The 18,929-nt window shown below is 39.9% G+C and carries 16 protein-coding genes; 5 read left to right on the top strand and 11 right to left on the bottom strand.

Annotation, left to right across the window (positions count from 1 at the left end; translation table 11 throughout):
• Positions 1 to 2: 2 nt before the first annotated feature.
• The 6 genes from nuoG to ndhC form a co-directional block, all read right to left on the bottom strand.
• Complete coding sequence (nuoG, locus tag B806_RS0101310) at positions 3 to 2,687, bottom strand: NADH-quinone oxidoreductase subunit NuoG (protein WP_017386602.1); 2,685 nt, start codon at positions 2,685 to 2,687, stop codon at positions 3 to 5.
• Between the two features lie 11 nt (positions 2,688 to 2,698).
• Positions 2,699 to 4,030, bottom strand: a complete 1,332-nt coding sequence (gene nuoF / locus B806_RS0101305) for an NADH-quinone oxidoreductase subunit NuoF (RefSeq protein WP_002120030.1) — start codon at positions 4,028 to 4,030, stop codon at positions 2,699 to 2,701.
• The gene (gene nuoE / locus B806_RS0101300; protein WP_002120040.1) at positions 4,027 to 4,536 is read right to left on the bottom strand and encodes an NADH-quinone oxidoreductase subunit NuoE; all 510 of its coding nucleotides are present in this window, start codon (positions 4,534 to 4,536) and stop codon (positions 4,027 to 4,029) included. The genes nuoF and nuoE overlap by 4 nt, the downstream gene beginning before the upstream one ends.
• A 13-nt stretch (positions 4,537 to 4,549) precedes the next feature.
• Positions 4,550 to 6,337 (bottom strand): NADH-quinone oxidoreductase subunit C/D, encoded by a 1,788-nt coding sequence (gene nuoC / locus B806_RS0101295; RefSeq protein ID WP_002120052.1) that lies wholly within the window; start codon positions 6,335 to 6,337, stop codon positions 4,550 to 4,552.
• 84 nt (positions 6,338 to 6,421) lie between these two features.
• Positions 6,422 to 7,099, bottom strand: coding sequence for an NADH-quinone oxidoreductase subunit B (locus tag B806_RS0101290; RefSeq protein ID WP_002120034.1), 678 nt, complete (start codon positions 7,097 to 7,099; stop codon positions 6,422 to 6,424).
• 6 nt (positions 7,100 to 7,105) lie between these two features.
• Positions 7,106 to 7,657: an NADH-quinone oxidoreductase subunit A gene (gene ndhC, locus B806_RS0101285; RefSeq protein WP_002120061.1), complete on the bottom strand. Its 552-nt coding sequence runs from the start codon at positions 7,655 to 7,657 to the stop codon at positions 7,106 to 7,108.
• Positions 7,658 to 8,082: 425 nt separating this feature from the next.
• Here ndhC and B806_RS0101280 point away from each other — a divergent pair, with 425 nt between their 5' ends.
• Both B806_RS0101280 and B806_RS0101275 read left to right on the top strand, forming a co-directional pair.
• Entirely contained in the window at positions 8,083 to 9,501 is a 1,419-nt protein-coding gene (locus B806_RS0101280; RefSeq protein ID WP_017386601.1) for a sensor domain-containing diguanylate cyclase, read from the top strand.
• A gap of 92 nt (positions 9,502 to 9,593) precedes the next feature.
• Positions 9,594 to 9,947, top strand: a complete 354-nt coding sequence (locus B806_RS0101275; protein WP_002120022.1) for a hypothetical protein — start codon at positions 9,594 to 9,596, stop codon at positions 9,945 to 9,947.
• 21 nt (positions 9,948 to 9,968) lie between these two features.
• On the opposite strand, the gene bfmS is transcribed toward B806_RS0101275, so the two are convergent.
• Genes bfmS through B806_RS19985 form a run of 3 tightly spaced genes read right to left on the bottom strand, consistent with a single transcriptional unit; the run spans position 9,969 to position 12,546 of the window.
• A complete protein-coding gene (gene bfmS / locus B806_RS0101270; RefSeq protein WP_017386599.1) occupies positions 9,969 to 11,618 on the bottom strand; it encodes a sensor histidine kinase BfmS in 1,650 nt (549 codons plus the stop codon).
• A gap of 32 nt (positions 11,619 to 11,650) precedes the next feature.
• Positions 11,651 to 12,367 carry a response regulator transcription factor BfmR gene (gene bfmR, locus B806_RS0101265; protein WP_000076440.1) on the bottom strand — a complete coding sequence of 239 codons (717 nt, stop codon included), beginning with the start codon at positions 12,365 to 12,367 and terminating at the stop codon, positions 11,651 to 11,653.
• Entirely contained in the window at positions 12,364 to 12,546 is a 183-nt protein-coding gene (locus B806_RS19985) for a hypothetical protein (protein ID WP_031944589.1), read from the bottom strand. Before B806_RS19985 ends, bfmR begins: the two co-directional genes overlap by 4 nt.
• Before the next feature lie 353 nt (positions 12,547 to 12,899).
• On the opposite strand from B806_RS19985, the gene B806_RS0101255 reads away from it, so the two are divergent.
• From B806_RS0101255 to B806_RS0101245, 3 genes are all read left to right on the top strand, one after another.
• Positions 12,900 to 15,734: a ribonucleoside-diphosphate reductase subunit alpha gene (locus B806_RS0101255; RefSeq protein WP_005071099.1), complete on the top strand. Its 2,835-nt coding sequence runs from the start codon at positions 12,900 to 12,902 to the stop codon at positions 15,732 to 15,734.
• Between the two features lie 56 nt (positions 15,735 to 15,790).
• Entirely contained in the window at positions 15,791 to 15,925 is a 135-nt protein-coding gene (locus B806_RS0101250) for a hypothetical protein (RefSeq protein WP_002120013.1), read from the top strand.
• A gap of 138 nt (positions 15,926 to 16,063) precedes the next feature.
• Positions 16,064 to 17,347 (top strand): ribonucleotide-diphosphate reductase subunit beta, encoded by a 1,284-nt coding sequence (locus B806_RS0101245; RefSeq protein ID WP_005803276.1) that lies wholly within the window; start codon positions 16,064 to 16,066, stop codon positions 17,345 to 17,347.
• A 120-nt stretch (positions 17,348 to 17,467) separates the two neighbouring features.
• Here B806_RS0101245 and B806_RS0101240 read toward each other — a convergent pair whose 3' ends face one another.
• Positions 17,468 to 17,761, bottom strand: coding sequence for a hypothetical protein (locus B806_RS0101240; RefSeq protein WP_017402512.1), 294 nt, complete (start codon positions 17,759 to 17,761; stop codon positions 17,468 to 17,470).
• 216 nt (positions 17,762 to 17,977) lie between these two features.
• Positions 17,978 to 18,562, bottom strand: coding sequence for a recombinase family protein (locus B806_RS0101235; RefSeq protein ID WP_017402511.1), 585 nt, complete (start codon positions 18,560 to 18,562; stop codon positions 17,978 to 17,980).
• Positions 18,563 to 18,929 lie beyond the last annotated feature (367 nt).

Here is an 18,929-nt window from a genome sequence, read left to right as displayed (position 1 = left end):
AATTACACTCCTAAAGCCACTGAAACAGGCTCAGCTAGTGACACCATTGGTGCTAAACCAACTGGGTAACCAATATAACCTGTAGGTAAATATTCAATTACTTGTACAGGCAAGCTTACAGTCGTTTCGCCTGCTTTTACTGTAATGCGTTGACCTTCTTGAAGGTTCAAACGAGTTGCATCTTGTTCGCCCACTGCAAACACAGCTTCAGGAATACGAGTTTCCATTGCAGGTGTTTTAATCGTGAATTCACCAGAACCAAAAATATGATGCATTGGTACTAAGCGGAAACTTTCAGGGTTTGCAACAACCGGCACTGGAGCAACATAGCTACGTGCAGGACGTTTTGCCAACCGATCGAATAAACGAACACCTGAATCACCACCTTTTAAGTGGCCACCGACTTCATCTTGGTATTTATTCCAAGATTGTGGAGAGTTCCAACCTGGAGCCCATGCAAATGGTACTAATGATGATGCTTTTTGCGGACCAACATAACCTTCCATTGAGAATGTTAATGCTGAATCTGGATCGGTAGGCTGTTTAGGCTCATGAACCGATAACGGCGCACGCATTGCTGTACGACCTGAATAACGACGTGGTTCACGCGCGATTTTCAAGCCATGTACACGGTAACCCGCATCTGGTGCTACATCTTGGATAGCTTCGAGTACTGGTACATTTTTCACGATGCTTTCAATTACATCGTCAAGCAATGTCCAATCTACAGCCTTACCTTTAATGCCAGTTTCAATGGCATGTAACCAGCGCCATGATTCTTTAATTGCATATTCAGGTTTGTAATAGCTTGGATCGTAAACTTGATAGAAACGCTGTGCACGACCTTCTTGGCTTACAACAGTACCATCACCCTCTGCAAAGCTTGCTGCTGAAAGAACGATATCAGCCTGTTTCACAGTTTCAGTTTCACTGTGATCAAGCACGATTACTGTTTCAGCTTTATCTAATGCAGCTTGTACTTGTGCAGCTGGTAAGCGACGGAACAAGTCATTTTCAACAATAACAAGTGTGTCGTAGTCTTGAGCAAATGCTTGTTCAAGGCTTAAACCACCAAACAATACCAAGCCCATAGAGTTCACTTCAGGAACTACAAGACTTAAACCAGCTTTAGAACCTAGGTTCTGAGTCAACTGTGCTGCAGCTTCCATAATAGAAGCATCTTGCAAGCTTGTACCCGCAATAATTAATGGTTTGTTTGCTGCTTTTAGAGTGTCGGCAATGGTTTGAGCAAATGCTTTTGCATCTTCATCTAAACCACTTACAACCTCACCATTCACTGCCGCAGCAACTGCAAAGCCTAAACGTGCGATGTCATTTGGAGAAGCAACCACTTCACCAGTTGCAACGTCAGCAAGACGAGTTTGAGTTGCAGCTAAAATGTAAACCGGAGATTTTGCTTCTTGGCCAATACGTTGTACAGGCTCAGCTAACCAATCTGGTGTACGTGTTTTTGCAGCCATTTCACGCGCTTTGTTTTTCGCAGCTTGGCGAACAGACAATGCCATACGAGGTGCAGTTTGAGTTAGGTCTTCACCTAAGATCAGAACAGCATCATAGCTTTCAATTTCACGCATATTCGGGTTGTAAATACCCTCGGTTTGCATGATAGATGCAGCAAGTTCAACAAGCTTTTGCTCTTTTTGTGCAATACCAGTTGAATAATTTACCTGACCTACAAGCTCACGTAATGCATAGTTCGATTCCAAGCTTGCGCGAGGAGAACCAATACCCAAAACTTTTTTGCCTTGAAGCTTAGCAATCGCTTGATCTAGAGCTTGGTCGACAGAAACAGTTGCAACAGTTTCACCATTACGGAACTGAGGCTGACGTGGACGGTCTGCACGGTTTACATAACCTGTGCCAAAACGACCTTTGTCACAAAGGAAGTATTGGTTAACCGAACCATTAAAACGGTTTTCTACACGACGGATTTCACCATAACGTTCACCCGGAGAAATGTTACAACCAGAAGAACAGCCTTGACACACGCTTGGTGCATACTGCATGTCCCACTTACGGTTATAACGCTCTGAATGAGTTTTATCAGTAAATACACCTGTTGGACATACTTCAGTCAAGTTTCCAGAGAATTCAGACTCTAAAGTACCTGATTCCGGACGACCAAAGTAAACACGAGATGCATTGGCATATACGCCAAAGTCTGTACCGCCCGCATAGTCTTTGTAGTAACGAACACAACGGTAACAAGCAATACAGCGGTTCATTTCATGCGCAATGAATGAGCCGAGTTCTTGGTTGTAATGCGTACGTTTTGTAAAACGATAGCGACGACGGTCATGACCTGTCATTACAGTCATATCTTGTAAATGACAGTGACCGCCCTCTTCACAAACTGGACAGTCGTGTGGGTGATTCGTCATCAAAAATTCAACAATAGATGCACGGAAATCCGTTGCTTCTTTGTCTTCAATTGAGATATAGGTATTGTCAGATGCTGGTGTCATGCAAGACATGACTAAACGACCACGCGTATCTTCTGGATTCGCATATTGCGTAACAGCACATTGACGGCAAGAACCAACCGAACCTAAGGATGGATGCCAACAAAAATATGGGATGTCGATGCCCAGACTCAAACATGCTTGTAGCAAGTTTTCCGAGCCGTTGACTTCATACGATTTTCCATCGACATGAATTGTAGCCATAGTCGAATTCCTTAAGCTTGTTCTACGTTGCTGGTTTGCACGACAGGACGATTCGTCACTTTCGCTTCAAACTCACCACGGAAATGTTTGAGTGCGCCCATAAGCGGCTCCATCGCACCTGGTGCGTGGGCACAGAAAGTTTTACCAATCCATAATTTACGAGTTAGTTCTTGTAAATGGTCGATATCTTCTTTCTTACCTTCGCCTGCTTCAAGTGCTTTAAGCGCTTTAACAGCCCATGGCAAACCATCACGACATGGTGTACAGAAACCACATGATTCACGCGCAAAGAACTCTTCTAAGTTACGAGTGAGCGATACCATACATTGGGTTTCATCTACCACCATTAACAAACATGTTCCCAAACGAGAACCTGCTTTCATAATCGTGTCTGCATCCATTGGTAAATCAATGGTATCTGCTGGTAAAAAGTCAGTTGAAGCACCACCTGGCAACCATGCTTTGAGCTTTAAGCCCTCACGCATACCACCTGCATGATCTTCAATCACTTCACGCGCAGTTGTACCAAATGGCAATTCCCAAAGACCCGGGAATTTAACTTTACCCGATGCACCATAAATTTTAGTGCCTGGATCTTTTGATTTACCCGCTGATAAACCGATATACCACTCTGGTCCACGAAGCATGATTGCTGGCAAGTTGTTATAAGTTTCAACGTTGTTCACAATCGTCGGACGGCCCCATGCTCCTGCAACTTGCGGGAACGGTGGCTTAGTACGTGGGTTAGCACGACGGCCTTCAAGCGAGTTAATCAATGCAGTTTCTTCACCACAGATATAACGCCCTGCACCCGTATGTACATGCAGATCAAAATTCCAGCCAGAACCTAAGATGTTTTCGCCTAAATAACCTTTAGCACGAATCTGTTCTAACGCTTCATTTAGATATTGAGCAGCCTCGATGTACTCACCGCGGATAAAGATATAACCTTGAGTTGCTTCTAAGGTATAACCCGCAATTAACATCCCTTCGATCAATTGATGTGGAAGTTTTTCCATCAACAAACGGTCTTTAAAGGTACCCGGTTCCATTTCGTCGGCATTACAGATCAAGTAACGTGGACCACCATCATTTGGTGCCATCAATGACCATTTAATACCCGCTGGGAAACCCGCACCACCACGACCTTTTACAGTTGCAGCTTTAATGACGTCTAACACTTCAGCAGGTTTCATGCCTAAAGCTTTTTTAAAGCCAGCATAGCCTTCAAGAGCTTCGTAATCATCAGCACTACGTACCGCTTCTTGTTTGCTTAAACGCCAAGTGAGCGGATGAGTTTCCGGATTACCGTCGCCATAAATTGGTTTTGGTTCAGTATTCATACATACTTCTCCAATAACTGTTTAATTGATGTCACTTCTACTAAACCGTGAGTATCTTCATCAATCATTAAAGTTGGGCCTTTGTCGCAGTTGCCTAGGCAGCAAATTGGAAGCAATGTAAAACGACCATCTGGTGTCGTTTGACCATACTGAATTCCTAATTCACGCTGGAATGCTTCAGCAAGAGTTTCTGCACCCATTAAGAAGCAAGCAATTGAGTCGCAAAGTAAAATTACGTGACGACCTACCGGATGGCGATAGATACGGTTGTAAAATGTTGCAACGCCTTCCAAATCAGCAACACTCATCGACAACAACTGTGCGATGGCATTCATTTGAGCGTCATCTACCCAACCATTACGGCGCTGTACACACTTCAATGCATCCAAAGAGGCTGCACGAGGGTATGGATAGTGACCAATGTGATGTTCGATTTCGTGAATTTCTTCCGCAGTCAAAATCCCTTCGACATTCACACGTGGTTTTTTATCAGTCAAAATCATCATTATGTGTTACCTCTTAGCGATCCACGTCAGCCATAACCACGTCAATGGTCGCCAGATAAATGATTAAGTCAGATACTAAACTTCCGTTAATCACTGAAGGCATTTGCTGTAAGTGAGTAAACGTCGGTGTACGAATACGAGTACGATAACTCATCGTCGCTTTATCTGAAGTCAAGTAATAAGTACTTGCACCTTTAACCACTTCAGTCATAAATGATGACTCGCCCGCTGGCATGACAGGACCCCATGAAACGCTCAAGAAGTGCGTAATCAAGGTTTCAATATCTTGTAATGTCTTATCTTTCGGTGGTGGAACAGCCAATGGATGATCCGCTTTGTATGGACCAGAAGGCATGTTATCCAAGCACTGTTGAATAATTTTTAGCGACTCGGTAATTTCACGGAAGTGAACAAGCACACGTGCGTATGCATCGCCTTCATACTCAACTGGCACATCAAAATCGAAGTTTTCATAGCCACTGTATGGACGATATTTACGAACGTCAAAATCGATACCTGTTGCACGTAAACCAGTACCAGTTACACCCCATGCGAGTGCAGATTTGGCATCGTATTGTGCAACATTACGCGTACGACCAATAAACACAGAGTTTTTTAATGCAGCTGTGTAGTATTCGTTTAAGCGTTTAGGCATCCACTCTAGCAATTCTTTAACAAGCTTTTGCCAGTTGTTTGGAAGATCGTGTGCTGTACCGCCAATACGGAACCATGCCGGATGCATACGGTAACCCGTGATTGCTTCAACAATGTCGTAAACTTTTTGACGGTCTGCGAACATATAGAATACTGGTGTCATACCACCGGCATCCTGAATTGCCGTACCACAGAATAATAAGTGGTTATTGATACGGAACAATTCGTTCAACATGACACGAATCACTTGCGCACGTTCAGGAACTTTAATACCTGCCATTTGCTCGACAGCCATCACATACGGCATGTTTTGAGCACAACCACCTAAGTAGTCAACACGGTCAGTATAAGGAATGAAAGAATGCCATGTTTGACGTTCAGCCATCTTTTCCACACCACGGTGGTGATAACCGATATCAGGTACACAGTCCTTCACTTCTTCACCATCTAACTGCAATACAACACGGAACGCACCATGTGCAGATGGATGGTTAGGACCCAAGTTCAAAAACATGAAGTCTTCATCAGCGTTACCACGCTTAAGACCCCAGTCTTCAGGTACAAAACGTAAGTGCTCTTGTTCAAAGTCTTGTTTCGCTTTGTCTTGCATGTACGGCGTATATTCTGTCGCACGTGCTGAATATTCTTTACGAAGCGGATGACCTTCCCAATAGGTTGGCAACAAAATACGACGGAGCATTGGATGCCCTTCGAAATTGATACCGAACATATCGTAAGCTTCACGTTCATACCAGTTGGCATTTGGCCAGATATTTGTCGCTGTCGGAATGTTTAGATCATTTTCGTTCAAGGCAACCTTGATACGAATGTCACTATTACGCTCAAGCGATAATAAATGATAGAACACAGTGAAGTCAGATGCTGGTAAACCATCACGATGAACACGTAAACGCTCATCCATCGCAGATAAGTCAAACAGCATTACATACGGACGTTCCACTTTACGCAGGAACATAAGGACTTCTTGCACGCGTGCGCGCTCGACCCAGACTGTTGGAAACTCTTCAAAAGTCGCCTGCACGTAAAAGTTCTCACCAAATTTGGTTTTGAGCTCTTCTACGATTGCAAATGCTGGGCGTGAATCAACTGCTGTTGACTCTGGCATAGCAATGTCAGTTTCAGCCATTGGCTTGGCTTCCTATTTAATACAAATTCTGTCAATTTTCTCGATGAACATATCAGTTAGATATGTCAAAACACCGTCAAAAAATTATTTAATCTCATCCATAGAGCGTAAGTTTTTAACGGCAATACGCTCTGCATTCTTACGGTCACGTTCTGGCATCATCTTTGGCTTATATACTGGCTGAAGATCATCACCGATCACGGCAGAAAGCGGGCGTCGCTCTAATTGAATCTGGTCTTGTAAAAGCATTAAAGCTTGAATTAATGCTTCAGGACGAGGCGGACAACCTGGGACGTACACGTCAACAGGAATAATTTTGTCTACACCTTGTACTACTGAATAGATGTCGTACATACCTCCAGAGTTTGCACAAGCACCCATCGAAATAACCCATTTAGGCTCTAACATCTGTTCATACAGACGCTGAATAACTGGTGCCATTTTTACGAAACAGGTACCTGCAACAATCATCAAGTCAGCCTGACGAGGTGAAGCACGGATAACCTCTGCACCGAAACGTGACAAGTCATGCACACCTGTTAAGGTCGTTGCATATTCGACGTAACAACATGAGGTACCAAAGTTAAATGGCCACAAAGAGTTTTTACGTCCCCAGTTTACTGCTGTATGCAAGACATCCTCTAAACGAGTCATGAATACGTTTTTATTCACTTCCTCTTCAAGCGGATCCGTCACAATTTGACGTTCTTGCAATGGGTATTGATCAGCATCCGGATTCGCGCGGGTCAGAGTATATTTCATCCCGACTTACTCCTTTTCAGATGACAATGCAGGTGTAGTTTTTGACTTAACACGACCTGATGATTGAGCTGGGATCTGGCCTGTAGGGTCAGTTACGAGCTCTTCAATAGAATTAAAGCGTGTAATTTCAGCAATGTTCATTGTTGGTGAACCGATTTTAACCGCCTCACCTGCTGATTTACGGCGATCTGCTGGTGACCAACTTAAAGCACCTACAGAGAAGGCATAAACAAGCGCAATCAATAAATCAACGACAAAGATCACTACAGTGGTATATCCCAACCACCCAACTTCACGCACAGAAGTAGACCATGCATAGAGGTAAAGCGCCTCTAAGTCGAAGACAACAAAGAAAATTGCAACTAAATAGAACTTTGCAGACAGGCGAATGCGAGCGCCACCAGCACTCACGACACCTGATTCAAACTGCTCTTGCTTAGCACGTCCCCACGATTTTCCCCCGAGGAGTAAGGGAACTGTGAGCATAAAGACGCAAAGAAATGTAACGCCGATCACGAAGGCGATAATCGCCCAGTCGTATGGAGTAATGGCACTCATGCGGGGATAACTCCTGGCAGGCCTATTATTTAACAAAGAATGTATGTATTGGCCTTCAAATACACCAAACACAAAATTAATCCCGCCAATTGTACCTGATTTCTAATTTCCCATGCTAGTTGAAGCGTCTTAGTCTTTCGGATGATTTTCTAGACAAAACTATTCATCTATGTGTTGTAAGGGGGGTTTCACCGCACATAATCGGTTTATTTAATTGTTTCTTTATTTATGATGATTTTTTTCATTTTTTAATTTTAGAATATTTACACAGTTGAAGCGCTTATTAACTTTTTATAACTTACTTTTTTATAATATTAGTTTGTTTTTTATTGTATTCAGCTTCTCCTCTGAATTATGATGAATGTTTAATCATGCATAATATTTTATTACTCTTGGATAAGAGTATTTATCATTAAGGGCAGCTGATGCCATACTCACTTCGTGAATTTTCATTTCTCTCCTTTTTAAAATTTTTTCTCCTATTTAGCTTCATTATTGCGACATGTTGTTTCATTGGCATCGCATCTCGCCCTTTAAGTTTTCTTGCATTCTTTTGGCCTGCCAATTCGGTTTTGCTCGGGTTGCTTATTCGTTTCCCAATCACACGCCGACCAAGCACATTTTTAGGTGCCTATATAGGATATGTGATTGCTGACTTATTTCAGGGCACTCCATTTGCTCTCACACTTGTTTTAACAACATCAAACTTTCTTTATGTTGTTACTACGTTTGCGCTCTATATGTTTTTTAATCAACATATTAAGGCGGCCTATCGCGGTTATTCCTACCTTTTTTTATTTGGATTGTGCGGAATAGGTAGCGTAGTAGGTGCATTGTTTGCAGCAACTTTCGTGCCTATGTTTAATACCAAATTTATGATTGGTGGCTTGTTGGATGAGTTTGGATACTGGTTCACTTCAGAACTGCAAAATGCCTTGCTTCTTTTACCTATCATATTGAACATTCCTCAATATAGTCAGGTTAAGCATTACTTTTCAAGAAATCGTGGCCTAAAACCAACCGACCTTTTACCTTTTGGCGCTGTGCTTATTTCGATTGCTGCTAGCTATTATGACTCTGGCCCGGGTTCGCTGCTCTACCCGATTGCTGCACTGATCTGGTGTGCTATTCGCTACAAGCCTATTGTTGTTGCACTCATTACTAGCTTTACCAGTGCTTATATTATTTATCATGTCTCTGGACATTACCTTTTGCTCTATCCAAACGAATATTTCAGCAATACGATCTCAATCCGAATTGGGTTAATTATGATGACGATTGCCCCACTTACGGTTTCTAGTATTAGTGTTTTGCATTCAGAGTTAATTCAAAAGCTTCAACATGCCATTGCACATGATGAACTAACCTCAAGTCTGACTCGACGCCAGTTTTTACAGTCGGTCAGATTACTTCAAGAAAAAGTACAAAAAGAAAATAAGACCTCAGCTTTTTTCATGCTTGATGTCGACCACTTTAAGCAAGTTAACGACAACTACGGTCATCAAATCGGTGATCGGGCGCTACAAACTTGTGTCACCACGATTCAAAATATTTTACATCCTCATGATTTATTAGGTCGCTTTGGAGGTGAAGAGTTTGCCATTTTTATTGCAGATACTACCAAGGAAAGTGCATTTGAACTGGCTGAACAAATTCGAATTAAAATTAGTCAGCAACCGATTTATATTTATGGGAAATTACCAATTTTTATACAGGTGAGTATTGGGATAAGCTTATATTCACCATCATCCCATCGAGCGATTGAAAGTTTATTTAAAGAAGCAGATGACGCTTTATATCAAGCAAAACGCCAAGGACGTAATCGAGTGTTTATCTCTTTATAATATTTTCACTTCATTATCTAGTGTAATGAATTTTATACAATAACCTGTGTTTTGCCATGTATGCTAATAACAGATAATAAGGAGAAAAATGCATGACTCTAGAATATACGCATAAACCAAACTACTACTTGTTTGCACAATTACTGGTGCGACATATAGAAAGCTATATTCACAAACATCCAGATGCCAACAATGCAATTTTTGACTTGAGGGATGTCTATGAAATATTTAGACAGGATTTTGCGTCAACGACAACAAACCTAGAAGGTATTTTGCATATTGCAGATGAATATAAAATAGAAACGCTTAACGGAGATCAACCTCTTATTCAAAAATACCAGATTGATGCAAAAAATAATTCGTTACTGATTGATTTTAATTCCGATGCGTTAACCAGCTTAAGAAGCGGAAAACCTATTTTGGAACCAGATGCAACTCAACTATAAATAGATCAATAAAAAAGCACCTTATGAAGGTGCTTTTTTATTGGCTTTTAAAGGAGGCTGTTTAAAGCGTTTTGCTGGCCATGTCATGATAAAACGGGCTCCACCCAAGGCTGGGCTTTCATCCACTTTAATTTCACCGCCAAACCAATAGGCAATACGGCTTACGATAGACAATCCTAAACCATAACCGCCCGACGCACGCGTACGGCTATCGTCTAGACGGGCAAAAGCTTCAAATACTCTTTTACGGTCTTGTTCAGGAATACCTGCGCCATCATCTTCAACACAAACAAAGGCCATGCCATCGCTGTGGATACCACCGGTAATCCGAACTTTATTATCGCAATAACGAACCGCATTACCCACCAAGTTTTGAACAACACGATGTAAGTAACGGCGCTCAGCATCTACTTTTACATAAAGTGGAGGAGCAACAAGTTCAATTTCTTTTTGCGTTTTTAAGGCTTCGGTTTCGACCGCAACCTGATCTAACACATCAAATAAAGTAATTTCATCAAAATCTAGTGAAGGCGTACCCTGCTCTAGTTTTGCATAAGTCATGATTTCATCAATTAAGGTATTGAGTGCTTCAATATCTTTATCAATCATATCGACCTGATGCATACGATGATTGTAGTCATCTTCTTCCGCCAACATTTCTGTACCAAAACGAATACGGGCAACAGGCGTTCTAAGCTCATGAGATACGGCTCTCATTAACTCACGCTGAGCCTCGATTAAGCGCTGAATATGATCAGACATGTTGTTATAACTTGATGCCAAGTTTGCCATTTCGTCACTTCCTTCAATAGGAACACGCAATGACAAATCACCAGACTTCATGCGGTTTAATGCATAACGTACTTGGCGAATTTTACGCTCTAGCGGCAAGATCAACCCATAGACGCCTAGACTCAGCAAAAATAAGCTAAATAAAGTAATCCCTGCTGAAAGCTGCAAAGGCATCCAGTTAAACATCGGAACTGGTCCAAGCACGAGAACCCGTGTAGGCTGATTCGGAATTGGAGAGACGATTGAAATAGTTGTTCCGCGTACTGTCGCACTGTCTTTGTACAACATGACGCTTTGGTCTTGGCGTAAACGACCAATTTGTTCGGAGTCCAGATTAATATCTTGAATATTGTAGATATTAATTGGGTAAGAGAAATGTTTTTGAATCTTGGCAAGATATTCTTGTTCTTGCCCCGGATAAAACATTAAATAATCCAGTACAAAAATAGGGAGAGCCTTCATTTGGCGCTCAGTAATTTTGTCGACTTTTATAGATAAAAAGTGCTGAGGATCATCACGTAAGCCAATAATGATATACGCAATACTATTACTGGCATCGTAACGCACAACAGATTTTTGAGCTTCGATTCGTTTTTTCTCAGTACGAGATAACTCAACCTTGCTTGCATCAGTATAGTAAATTGGAAGTTCCAATAAATCTGACGCATCTGAAACCCAGTCTATTTTCTGTTGCTTCCCAGGCTGTCGAGCGACTCCCTCACTAATGACATAAGAAATACCATCGGTTAAAGATTCTCGATATTCTTGTGCCCGTTGATAATTGATAATTTGTACAAGCAAATAACCAAAGACAGCAACCAGAACAACAAGAATTACCAGTCCCGCATATATTCGCAGGAATATACTGTGTTTAAACACTCGACCAACCTTATAGGAAGTTTATTCAGACCTTATAACCCGTTGGTTTCTTTAACAAACAAGTAACCTTTACTACGTACTGTTTTAATACGCTTTGGATTTTCAGGATCATCACCAATTTTTGGACGAATACGTGAAATACGGACGTCGATTGAACGATCCTGACCATCGTATTCGATACCACGTAAACGTTCGAAGATATCTTCACGCGATAAGATACGACCAGCATTTGATGCAAGCAACCATAATAGGTCATATTCTGCGCTAGTGAAGTCAACAAGTTCACCATTTAGCGTGACAGAACGACCGCCATTATCAATTACAAGGTCATCGAACTCGATACGTTGAGCAACTTCATCTTCTACAGTTTTATCTGTGCGACGTAATAGTGCACGGATACGCGCTAAAAGAACACGTGGTTGAACTGGTTTAGCAACATAGTCATCTGCGCCCATTTCCAAACCAAGCACCTGGTCCATGTCTTCTGTACGTGCAGTCAACATCAAAATCGGTTGATGGTAATGTGGACGAACTTCACGGCAAACTGTTAAGCCATCGGCACCCGGCAACATGACATCCAAGACCACTAGATCTGGTTGTTCACTAATAATACGACGAATTGCACGGTTACCATCAGTTTCTACACCAACTTCCAAGCCATTGCGAATTAAATATTCTTGAGTTAATCGCGCTAAGCGCTCGTCATCTTCAACGATCAGAATCTTTGGTAACTTTTCTTCTTGGCTCATATCATTGCCCCTATAAATCTCGTTTCATGCATCTTAAAAATCTTGCAGATACATTCGTTTATCATTTGCAATATACACACGTTTACATTGTAAACAAGTAGGCGTTCACCAAACTGATACATGACCATCGTATTTTGTTGCATTTTATTAACCTTTGAATTTTCACATGTTTTTAAGATTTATTTATTGTTATTAAATTTCATATTCTATTCATATTTCCAATGTATGAATATTAAACAAATTATTTCTCTGTTTAGTTTAAATTTATTTAAGTGTTTGTTTTTTGAGTTATCCACAAAGTTATCTATAAGTGTTTTTTAACAGCTTTGCTATGCTATCTCCCATCAAATCATACAGATAAAAAATTACTAAAAAGTCAAGATTGATCTGCTATGAAAAATCCCGTATCTTGTGTTGAAAATAAACTTTAACTACTAAGTCTTGTGTTTATCCCTCAAATATCGTGGCATGTTTTTTGCTCGGTTCAAACGGTCTATGAACATAACAAAAGTGACAATGGAGCTATGCTGGCATGAGCGTAATTACTTCGACTCCCGGTCAAATTCAGGTGATTAAGCGCACTGGAGATGTTGCTGCATTTGATGCAGAGAAAATTTCAGTTGCGATTGGTAAAGCTTTTCTTGCTGTGGAAGGTCAACAGAGTTCGGATTCTAGCCGTATTCACGACCGTATTACCCAGTTGACGGAAATGGTCTTAAATACTTTTACTCGCCGTTTACCATCGGGCGGTACGATCCATATTGAAGAAATTCAAGATCAAGTAGAACTTGCTTTAATGCGTACTGGGGAACAAAAAGTTGCCCGCGCTTATGTGATTTACCGTGAACAACGTGCTAGCGCTCGTCAGCAAACGAACTCAAACCACCACCCTACTTTACAAGTTACCGACACAAATGGTCAGCTTCAGCCACTTGATTTAAGTGCATTGCAAGCAACTGTTTCTAAGGCAGCTGAAGGTTTGGAAGGTATTGACGTTCAAGCCATTGTCGATGAAACCGTTAAAAACTTATATAACGGCGTAAAAGAAAGTGATATTGCCACTACAATGATGATGGCAACACGTACCCGTATTGAGCAAGAACCAAACTACACTTACGTGACTGCACGTTTGCTTTGTAACGAATTAGTGAGCACAGGTTTAACGTTCCTAGGCTTATCAACAGACACACCTGAAAACAATGCACTTGAAGCATTCTTGAAAAAAGGTGTTGAGCTTGATTTGCTTTCACCTGACTTGCTTGACTTCGACTTAGAAAAATTATCAGCAGCAATTCAGCCAGAGCGTTCTAATCAGTTTACCTATTTAGGTTTACAGACTTTATTTGACCGTTACTTCATTCACTCAAACGGCGTTCGCTTCGAATTACCACAATTATTCTTCATGCGTGTGTCGATGGGTCTTGCACTTAATGAGCAAGATAAAGAAGAGCGTGCAATTGAGTTCTATAACTTATTATCTAGCTTCGACTACATGGCTTCTACGCCTACCCTGTTTAACTCAGGTACATTACGTCCACAGCTTTCAAGTTGTTACTTAACAACAATTGGCGATGACCTTTATGACATTTATGGCGCAATGCGTGACAACGCGATGCTTTCTAAATGGGCTGGCGGTTTAGGTAATGACTGGACACCTGTTCGTGCCTTGAACTCTTATATTAAAGGTACTAACGGTAAATCTCAGGGTGTTGTTCCATTCTTGAAAGTTGCGAACGATACAGCTGTTGCGGTAAACCAAGGTGGTAAGCGTAAAGGTGCTGTGTGTGCATACCTAGAAACTTGGCACTTAGACATCGAAGAGTTCTTAGAGCTTCGTAAAAACACAGGTGATGACCGTCGCCGTACACACGACATGAACACTGCGAACTGGGTTCCAGATTTGTTTATGCAACGTGTATTTGAAGATGGTGAATGGACATTATTTACCCCTTCTGAAACTCCAGACTTGCACGACTTAACTGGTGCTGAATTTGCTGAGCGTTATGCTTACTATGAGTCTGTAGCGAAAGAAACCAACATGCTACACAAGAAAGTACGTGCTAAAGACTTATGGCGCAAAATGCTTTCTATGTTGTTTGAAACTGGTCACCCATGGATCACATTCAAAGATGTATGTAACTTACGTTCACCACAACAACACGTTGGTGTAGTTCACTCATCTAACCTATGTACTGAAATTACCTTGAACACAAATCAAGACGAAATTGCAGTATGTAACTTGGGTTCGATCAACCTTGTACAACACGTTCAAGGTGGTGTGTTAGACCGTGAAAAGTTAGCTCGTACAATTAAAACAGCAGTACGTATGCTCGATAACGTGATCGACATTAACTACTACGCTGTACCACAAGCGAAAAACTCAAACTTGAAACACCGCCCTGTGGGTATGGGTATCATGGGCTTCCAAGATGCTCTATATGAAATGGGTATTGCTTACGGTTCAGATGCTGCTGTTGATTTTGCTGATGAATCAATGGAAGTAATTAGCTACTACGCGATTGAAACTTCAAGCAACTTGGCTGTTGAACGTGGTGCTTACTCAACATTCAAAGGTTCATTGTGGGATCAAGGCATCCTTCCAATCGACTCTTTAGAAATTGTTGCGAAATCTCGTCCAGAGCGCATGTTCGAAGTTGACCGTACTCAACGTTTAGACTGGGACACTTTACGTGCCAAAGTTCAAAAAGACGGTATGCGTAACTCAAACGTGATGGCGATTGCTCCAACTGCAACCATCTCTAATATTTGTGGTGTTTCTCAGTCTATTGAGCCAACATTCCAAAACTTATATGTGAAATCTAACTTGTCTGGTGAGTTCACTGTTATTAACCCATACCTTGTTCGTGCATTAAAAGAACGCGGTCTTTGGGACACAGTAATGGTTAACGACCTTAAACACTTTGAAGGTTCAGTACAAAAAATCGCTCGTATTCCTGAAGAATTAAAAGCAATCTTTGCTACTGCGTTTGAAGTAGATACACGTTGGATCGTTGATGCTGCATCACGCCGTCAAAAATGGATTGATCAAGCTCAGTCGCTTAACCTTTACATCTCTGGTGCAAATGGTAAGAAACTTGACATCACTTACAAGATGGCATGGTTACGTGGTCTTAAGACGACTTATTACCTCCGAGCTTTAGGTGCAACTTCTGCTGAAAAATCTACAATCAACACAGGTGCTTTAAACGCAGTTAAACCTGCGACTGTTGAAGCAGCGGCAGTTGCTGCCCCTGTTGTAGAAGCGAAGAAACCAGAAGCAGCGGTTGAAGAAGAAGGCTTCACTCAAGCAGCTCCTGTACCAATGGCTTGTTCAATCGACAACCCTGATTGTGAAGCTTGCCAATAACATTCAATAAGGTTGCTCTTTTTCACTAAAGAGCAATCTTAAAAGAGGTAAAGATTATGCTTTCTCATCTCAGCCATAACTATATGCTTGGTGTTGGAGTTTTAATCTTTGCCTTTATTTTCTTTTATATGCCGATGGTTTACGCATTTATCACAATACGTAAGCAGCAGCGTAAACAAAATAAGTTGTAGTGAGTAGAGACCAAAGGCCCAAAATTTGGCCATGCATCAATAAAACTTAATTTTGTTTACACATTAAAAGCGTATAGTAGGGACATCTTCGTTTAAGAGATGTCAAATATAGATATATACAACGAAGAGAGAACAAAAATGTCTATCCTTAGTTGGGACGATTTTGAAGATGATTCGCAAAAACCGACTACACCTGAACACAAGTCTGCGCCCGTCCAATCGGAAAAAGCGTCAGATTCGCAGAATGTATCTACTGCGCAGCCATCATCGCCGAGCGTGGCAGCTCCACAATCCGCTGGAACCCATTCCGTGCGACCAACAGTTGCCTCCGATACAGTGGCTAGAGCCGCTCAAGCCTTAGAACATTTAGACGTTGCCCCTGGCCTTGAAGAGCTAGAAATGGGTGCTCAACGTGTTCAAGTTGACGACAAAGCAATGATTAACTGTCGTGCGGACTTGAACCAACTTGTTCCATTTAAATATGAATGGGCCTGGCAGAAATATCTTGACGGGTGTGCAAACCACTGGATGCCTCAAGAAGTTAACATGAACCATGACATCGCACTTTGGAAGTCTGAAAATGGCTTGACCGAAGATGAGCGTACTATTGTTATGCGTTCTTTAGGTTTCTTCTCGACTGCGGACTCTTTGGTTGCAAATAACTTGGTATTGGCGATTTATCGTCACATTACTAATCCTGAATGCCGTCAGTACATCTTGCGCCAAGCGTTTGAAGAAGCAATTCACACTCACGCTTACCAATACTGTATCGAATCTTTAGGTATGGACGAAGGCGAAGTCTTCAACATGTACCGTGAAGTTCCATCTGTTGCACGTAAAGCAGCTTGGGGCTTGAAATATACTCAATCTTTAACTGATCCTAATTTCCACACAGGCACACCTGAAAACGACCAGCGTTTACTTCGTAACTTGATCGCATTCTACTGTGTACTTGAAGGGATCTTCTTCTACTGTGGCTTTACTCAAATTTTGAGTATGGGTCGTCGTAACAAGATGAACGGTGTTGCTGAGCAGTTCCAATACATCTTGCGTGATGAATCTATGCACTTGAACTTTGGTATCGACATGATTAACCAAATCAAGATTGAGAACCCTCACCTTTGGACTGCTGAGTTCCAACAAGAAGTGGTTCAAATGATTGTTGAAGGTACGATGCTTGAAATCGAATATGCACGTGACACAATGCCACGCGGTGTATTGGGTATGAACGCAAGCATGATGGAAGAATATTTGAAATTCATCTGTAACCGTCGTTTATCTCAGTTAGGTTTACCAGAGCAATTTGCTGGTGTAACGAATCCATTTGCGTGGATGTCTGAGATGATGGACTTACGTAAAGAAAAGAACTTCTTCGAAACTCGCGTAACTGACTACCAAACTGGTGGTGCGTTAAGCTGGTAAGTCTAACTTATCAAATCAAAAGAGCCACTCTACTCGAGTGGCTTTTTTATTGAATATATAGAGAATTAGCAAATCAAAGATTTATTCCATATGAAAGATATTAAAATCAAAATATAAAAATTAACAGGTACATACCCAAAACATATTATAGATAAGGTGAGTTGGCGCTCTTGCAGGATAAGTATCTTTTTCGAAAACCTTATAGATTCTATTCTTATATTTGATGATCAATAATTCTTCTTTTCGATCAATAACTAAACCAACTTTATAAATAAAATAAAAAGAATCATTCTTATTTATGCGTCTAAATACAAATTGTACTAAATCTTCTTTTTGTATTTTTGAATGATCAACCACTATAAAACCTTCACATATAGAACACTTCCATTTGATTAAATCAATACTCATATCCATATTTCGAGCTACCAAAATTATATAAATAAACCTTAAGTTAATAAATATAACTTTTAATAAGTTAAGATATAGCTAAAGGCCTATACAACAATATCAATAGAAATATTAAAATATCAATATGAATTTAATTTTAAAATTTAAATATTAATTTAATAAGTATTAAATAAAAGTTTAAAACATGATTTAACACTTATTAACAGCAAAATTTTTCATATCTTAATTGTCAGATTTTTTAATTATTCTTTGTATCACTGTCCTTGAGACAGCAAGGTCCTTAGCTAACGAATACACACTAAAACCTTTCTTAAATTTATTAATAACATCCTGTTTTTGATCGTTGGATAATTTTTCAGGTCTACCCCCTTTTCTGGATAAACTAGATTTTTTTTGTCCAACACAATTAATTAAAAAAAGTTTTTCAAAATTAATGCAAATTTCTATAAAGTGGATAAAATTATTTTTAATATCATCTTCAAATTCACAATTAAAATAATCCAATATAATTAATTTAATTTTCTTTCTTTCAATTAACTTAATAGATGATAATATCTCCGTAAAACTACTACCCAAGCAATCAATACCTTTAACTATTAAAAAATCATCTTCTTCTAAAGAATAGTTAATTAAATTAAGAAAAATAGTTCGTAAAGTAATAGGTTTATCTACTGATACTAATTCAAAAATGACTCTCTTAGGATGAATTTTATAATCAAAGCTATTTAATAAAGAAATAAAAGATTCTTTCTCTTCTTCAATATTTTCAATACTACAATTTACTCGTATATAGGCATAAATACGCATATCTCCTCCTATTCCTTAGAGTGATGTGAAGATTATCTATAAAGTAAATTCAAATCAAAATATACTTTTTAGCTCTTCACTTATTGTTTGTTATATAGTTAGTTTATTAATTTTAGACTTTTTATAGTAATGTAAATATTTTTATATTTCCATAATTTTAAAAATTCCCACACGGCAAAATTTAAACACATATAATATAATAAAGTATTATATAATTATTAAAAAATTAGTTGAAAAATACTTTATTTTTTATAATAAAAAATTTTAATATTAAATAAATTATAAATATAAGAAAATATTAATTTCTTTTAAAACATGTTTATGAAATATAAATAAAAGATTTAAAATTATAATTTAGATAATTTAA

The sequence above is a fragment of the Acinetobacter sp. TG2027 genome (assembly GCF_000302435.1).
In the GTDB taxonomy this organism is placed as follows: Bacteria; Pseudomonadota; Gammaproteobacteria; order Pseudomonadales; family Moraxellaceae; genus Acinetobacter; species Acinetobacter pittii.
This window is presented reverse-complemented; position numbering and strand designations above follow the sequence as displayed.